This is a genomic window from Cytophagia bacterium CHB2, from assembly GCA_030263535.1.
GTDB lineage: Bacteria > Zhuqueibacterota > Zhuqueibacteria > Zhuqueibacterales > Zhuqueibacteraceae > Coneutiohabitans.
Genome location: SZPB01000377.1, coordinates 1 through 6143, shown reverse-complemented (window position 1 = coordinate 6143; position 6143 = coordinate 1). Strand labels below are relative to the sequence as shown.

Here is a 6143-nt window from a genome sequence, read left to right as displayed (position 1 = left end):
ATTATCCTGACCCAGGTGGGGGAATTAAGTTGACCCTGGGTGGGGGAATTATCCTGGCCCTAAGGCAAGAAGGTGGGGGAATTGTCGTGGCCCCCGACAGACCGCGCGCCGACCGCTTGTGCAGGGGGTGGGCTAGGATTGAATACTCATCGATGAGAACCGCCGCACAGACGCTTTAAATTTGCGGAGATTGCTGTCAAGGCGAGCAATCAATTCAATCTTCAGAAAGGTGACAATGCCAATCTATTGTCTATGCCAGTTTGAGCCTAGTCAAAAGTCACCTCTGTCATCAATCGTGCGGACAATCGTTTCCGAATCTGCACAACTCAGCGCACGACTGCCATTTTTCGCATTTTCCTTTCGTTTCCGGCGACCAGCTCAATGAAATAGACGCCACTCGCTATTGCAACACCGCGAGCGTCCCGGCCGTTCCATGTCATCTCATGATCGCTGGCGGGAAAAACACCATCCACCAGCGTTTTCACCAGACGCCCGCTCGCCTCATAAATGCACAGCGAAACGCGCTTCTCGTTATCCAGATGAAATCCGATCCTGGTTTCGGGATTGAACGGGTTGGGATAATTGGGATAAAGCGTGAACGATGAGGCCGGCGCGAGAGGCCGCGAAATGCCAATCGCAGGCCTTGCCAGGCCGTCACGATTCAGTTGTTCCTTTTCCAGCGTTGCCAACAAGGCAAAATCCGAATCCGGATGTTTTTGCAGCAACTCATCATAATAGTCGAGCGCATTTGTCAAATCCGTGGTCTCGGTATTGCCGCTTTTCAAATGATAGATTGCTCCCAATTGAAAAAGATAATGAGCTTCATCCGCAGCAGACTCACGGTTTTTCTGCAACAACTCTATGGCGCGGGAAATAGCGATTCCGAAATCACCGATTTGCATGAGAAAAGGCAGGCTGTGGCTGCTGGCGCTGCCGGCCAGCGCCGTGCCTTTGAAATCATCGATCAAATCATCCATGAGTCGATTGATTTCCGCATGGCGCCCCAATCCCTTGTAGCAGCGAATCAGACCGCTCACGCCAAAACCAACGTTGTCTGTCTCCGGGTTCTCGTGCAGCAATTTCAAATACAATTCGGCCGCGGCCTGTAATTCGTCGCGATTTTCCAGCGCATAGGCTTCTTTAAAGTCAATCAACGTTTTTGTCAGAGTATTGAATGGTTGTTGACTCGGCATGGTGGGAATCTCAGGCAGAACGGGGTCATAATCAACGCTGCCGTTGAGATCCTCGGGTTCGGCTTCAACCTCATGATTGGACGACCAATAGTTGCGCTCGGCCATGATCGTGCCGCTGGCGTTGAAATTTCCCACTTCATTTCCGCCATTGTCCTGAATTTCATTGTAACCATAATAGTCTTTAATGCCTCCCTGCTGAAAATCGACGCCGAGCGAGGGATAGGAAGTGCCCGCGGTGCGCACACCGTCGCCGCCATTGCTGTGAATGATATTACCGCCATAATCCGGCGAAGGAAGGATGCTACGAATAGTCGCATCGCTGTTGGAGTAGCAGTAAATGCCGTGTTGGGTATTGCCGGTGATGGTATTAAAGCCCAAAAAAGCATCCGCATTGTTGTAAAGATAAACGCCGTGATTAGAGTTGGATGATATGTTGTTGGACAAAATTTTCATGCTACCGGACCCTGAAGATGAAACAATATAGACGCCATAGGCATTGTCTTGTATCGTGGAATTCTGAATCGTGAACGGGCTGGAGTTTTCCGCCAGCAAGCCGAAGGAGTTGTCGGTGAGCGTTGCGTGATCGATGGTTACCATGCCGCTGCTGTTTTTGATACGAAGGCCATAGGTGGAATGGCGCAGCGTACAGTAATTCAAATTCGAGCTTGAGGTGGAGTTTTCAATCCAAATGCCGGCCCACGTGCCGGAGGCACCGCTGCGGTCAAAGGTGATGGGAGTGCCGGAGGCGCCGTTCCCCTGTATGCTGCCATTTATGATCAATTTCTTACCCGCAGCGAACAAAACTGTTGTACCCGCAGAAATGGTTAAGGTGACGCCGCTGTTGACTGTGATGTTTTCGCCCACATAAACCTGGCCAGACCAAGTGGTATTCGTAGTAATGGGGCCTTCCCAATAGTTCTGACGGATATCAAATTTCACTTTTTCGTTGCCGGCGCCGCTATATTGAATGTTGAGAATCGCCAATCCGGTTCGATTGCCGTTTCGATCTGCGGTGCTGGGTGTGGTATATGGCGTAATTTTGGTTATACCACCATTGGGGAAGAGGTCCGAAGCATCTCCATCGCGAATTGGGTTCAATGCCGTTCCTAAATTTGTGACAACATTATCCGCCGGTCGAATATCTGGTCCACTTGACCCTGCTCGCATGTAAGATATTAGCAATCCCTCATCGACCCCGGTGTCCGGACAGGAGGAGGGATCGATGATCTCATAATGAGTTATATTGCGCCGATGCTCCAACACAAAGTAGTCATTGGTTACGCCCGGGTTGGTCACAGGAATACGAATCGCCTGATTGGAAGACGTCATGGCACTCAACTCAACCGCTATTTGATCAGTTGTGACCATTGTAAAAGATAGCCAACCAGATAAAGATTTTTCAAATGCACTAGCCACATCACCGCTTCCGGTCGGAGGAATTGACCCAGCACCCGACATGAGATTCCAGCGATGCAGCCCGTTTCGGTGGCCAGAGTTCCACAATTGATGACCCAACTCGTGTGTAATAAGTTGGTGTGCGCCTTCTAGATTGTAGCAGTCCGTGCCGTAAACTCCAGAATTGTCAATCAGACTGCTAGAGCCAACTATGTCGGGCTCACTAGGGTCTGAAGCATCAGAAATTGTGATTGCTCCAGCAGAGAGGTTGGTTAGATAATCACCATCAGCGACACCTCCATAATGTTGGCCACTCCCACTGCCATAAGGGTATTTCGCCCGGGCCCGACAGACCAACATGATCATATCGACAACACCATCCGAATTATTATCCAAAGATCTCAAGTCATAATTATCGGCATACCACTGCAAAATAGCCTGGTTGTTGGCGCGCCAGTTTGCTTTGGAAGTATAATCTGGGCTTGCGTTAATAGCCGGCCCGCCATAAGTATGTTCATCACCATAAAGCCAGAGGTTCCCGTTCGACATGCGGTACCAATAAGCCGTAAGGCTATTGGGCTTGGCTGCGATGTCATTTTCGACGGTGCCGGCGTTATAAGGGGTAGGGATCAAAAATTCTCCACCCCAGCTTGGTGAAGGCGATGATGCGCTCCAACCTTCGGTCAAACAGTTTCCAGTATCAAAACTATCATCTGAGAATTTGAAATACAGTACCGCAACTTTAAAATTTTTCCCGGCAGGGTTGGGATTCACTCTGTTGATGATCGGTGCATTTTTACTTTTCCCGGCGAAGCCCTCACCTGCGTCCTCCGGTGTACCGCAAACCCATTCTACAGATTGCGCATAGGCACGAGTCAATACCAGCGCCAAAAGTATGGCGACGGCTGCGAAGCAAATACGATAAGCTTTCATGCGTTGCCCCTTTCTGTTTACAGGTAAAGAATCTTGAGTGTTTTGACAATCCGCTGAGATCTCAGCACAAGAAAGTAAACTCCCCTATTCAATTTTTTTCCATCGCTGCCACGACCGTTCCAAATCACAGTATGGTGACGGTTTAGCAAATTACCATGATGTAAGACGCTCACTTTCTGGCCCAAAATATTAAAAAGGTTGAGCTCAATTGCCTGCGACTGAAAACTCTCAATTTCTATTACGGCTTTATCATGTATTGGATTGGGATAGACACGCATTGATGGCTCTCGAGGTATATTCGGGGCCCCACTCTTGTGTTTGATGCTCAAAGATGTGCCATACTCGATGCCATTGATTTTTGCATATACTAGAGTATCAGTGCCATCTTTTGTTGGACCAATACCTTCGAAAAAGACCCAATAATAATTTTGGTCAAATACGACTGAGTCATCTTGACTAAAAAATCCTGATTGAACTTGCGCCCAATTTCGCAAGCCTTCCAAGTAAAAAGCTTTTCCCGTGTCGGTAATGGCGAAAGCGCCCAAATAGTCACCAATCGGGTATGTCCAGACTGAACCAGGACCGCCCCGGGTGTCGATCATGGGTAAGCCTTCATATGGCACAAATGGCGATTCGAAGTTGCGATAGACAATCATTGAATCCTTGTTATAATGATAGTAGCCGTAGTCAACCGGTACGGAGGGATTATCTAGTGATTTTGCCATAACTCGATATACCCTCAATGTGTCATCCACAAGACTATCAGATACTATCTCGAAACGCCGATCATCATAGAAGTCCGGGTTGGGTTTGTATTCCCAAATATTACCCACCTGCAAGGGAAAATAATCCGAGGCCTTACGCAATTGCGCATTCGCCCCTGAGCCTAAAACGATTATGCACACAACGAAGTAGATCGTTTTATGCATGGCATGCCTCCGTTAATTTTTTAACACAATGTCAATCTTAGTCAATGTTCTTGTGGATAGAATTCAGATCATGATGCTCAAAAGCCAGTATTATTTGGAGAAGAGAGAGTAGGGAGCGAATCTGCTTTTGCAATCTTCGATCTCTGTTTGAAAAGGAGACCCTTTGCCAATGAACAAAAACACCGCGCCCGAGATCGCGACCGATTTCGACTGGCTGGTGTATGCCGACGCCACGTTTGCCGGGCTGGCCATCCTATTACCATTCCCGTTTGTGGATTCCTGGTTGGAGGGGTATTTTCGCCGCCGCATGCCCGGCGATATCGCCCGACGGCGCGGCCGAACGCTCTCCCGAGCCGCCATTCGTGAGGTGAACCGCACGCGCGGCGAGGGTTTGCTGCGCGGTTGCCTGCTGTGGCCGTTCGAGCAAATCATTTACCTCATTCGCAACATGTATCGCACGCTGGTCTATGTGTTCACCGTGGTTGATGCAACCGACAAATTGAGCCACTATTGGCACCGCGCCTTTCTGCTCGACTACATGATCCTGCGCGGGCACCTGGATGCGGTGGAGCAAGCCGCCATCGCGGGGGAAGCCTTGCGGCGCGTCCTGGAAACCACCGAAACCAGCCCGGTCCGCAATCTGGCCGAGGAGATCATCGGCTTCGCCGGAACGCACGTGCGCGGCCTTATTCGATCGACGATTCGCTTCCTGCGACGACAGGAGGAGACGACCGAGTTCAAGCGCAAGCGACAAACCATCGCTGAGCGCTGGGGGGAGTTCCACGATTACTTCGTTGAACTGGCCGGTACGTACGAGAAGACCCTGGCCGAGGTGGCGCGCGAGCGACAGGCCACGCCGCAGCGGCGCGCCTAAGTGATGAAAATGATCCCCTTTATCGAGCGCGTCTTTCGCGTGCGCCACTACGAGTGCGATCCCTATGGTCACGTCAACCACGCCAACTATCTGCGATACATGCAGGAGGCGGCTTTCGACGCCTCGGCCGCCGTCGGTTACGACATCGCGCGCTATCGCGCGCTGGGCCGGCAGTGGCTCATTCGCGAGACCGACATCACCTACTTACGACCGCTGACCTACGGTGACACGGTCGTCGTCAAGACGTGGGTGGCGGATTTTAGGCGCGTGCGCTCGCGGCGGATGTATGAGTTGCGGCTGGCCGATGGCAATGAGGCGGTGGCTACGGCCACGACTGAGTGGGTCTTTCTGGACAGCGAAACGTTGCGCCCGGCGACGATCCCGCCGGAGATGGTGGCCGCGTTCCGGCATCCCGGCATCGCCCCCGGCGAACGGCGGGAGCCGTTTCCCGTCGCGCCGCCGCCTCCGCCGGGCGTCCACCGCATGCATCGGCGCGTCGAGTGGCGCGACCTGGACCCGGCGCAGCACGTCAATAACGCCAACTATCTGAGTTACATCGAGGAATGTAATGTCGGCGCAGCCGCGGCCTTTGGCTGGCCGCTTGACCGGATCATGGCCCAGGGCGTGGCCATCGTTGCCCGCCGCTACCGCATCGAGTATAGCGAGCCGGCGGTGATGAATGATGAACTGGAAGTGACTTCATTTCTAGCTGATGTGAAGCGAGCCACGGCTGTGCGCCATAACGAAGTCCGCCGCGTCCGCGACGGGGCGCTGCTGGCCCGCGCCTATTCGTTGTGGGTCTTCGTTGATACGATCACG

The 6143-nt window shown here is 52.0% G+C and carries 4 protein-coding genes; 2 read left to right on the top strand and 2 right to left on the bottom strand.

Going from position 1 to position 6143, the window contains the following annotated elements; all coding sequences use genetic code 11:
• Nucleotides 1–326: 326 nt before the first annotated feature.
• A complete protein-coding gene (locus tag FBQ85_25250; protein MDL1878440.1) occupies nt 327–3521 on the bottom strand; it encodes a T9SS type A sorting domain-containing protein in 3195 nt (1064 codons plus the stop codon).
• Between the two features lie 17 nt (nt 3522–3538).
• The gene (locus FBQ85_25245; GenBank protein ID MDL1878439.1) at nt 3539–4450 is read right to left on the bottom strand and encodes a T9SS type A sorting domain-containing protein; all 912 of its coding nucleotides are present in this window, start codon (nt 4448–4450) and stop codon (nt 3539–3541) included.
• Between the two features lie 169 nt (nt 4451–4619).
• On the opposite strand from FBQ85_25245, the gene FBQ85_25240 reads away from it, so the two are divergent.
• Nucleotides 4620–5324 (top strand): hypothetical protein, encoded by a 705-nt coding sequence (locus tag FBQ85_25240; GenBank protein ID MDL1878438.1) that lies wholly within the window; start codon nt 4620–4622, stop codon nt 5322–5324.
• Nucleotides 5325–6143, top strand: an 819-nt coding sequence (locus FBQ85_25235; GenBank protein ID MDL1878437.1) for a YbgC/FadM family acyl-CoA thioesterase, incomplete at its 3' end; no start/stop codon positions are given.

What these genes read in the sequence shown, in the direction of transcription:
- FBQ85_25250 (MDL1878440.1), bottom strand. Translation starts at nt 3,521, where the DNA reads ATGAAAGCTTATCGTATTTGCTTCGCAGCCGTCGCCATACTTTTGGCG.
- FBQ85_25245 (MDL1878439.1), bottom strand. Translation starts at nt 4,450, where the DNA reads ATGCATAAAACGATCTACTTCGTTGTGTGCATAATCGTTTTAGGCTCA.
- FBQ85_25240 (MDL1878438.1), top strand. Translation starts at nt 4,620, where the DNA reads ATGAACAAAAACACCGCGCCCGAGATCGCGACCGATTTCGACTGGCTG.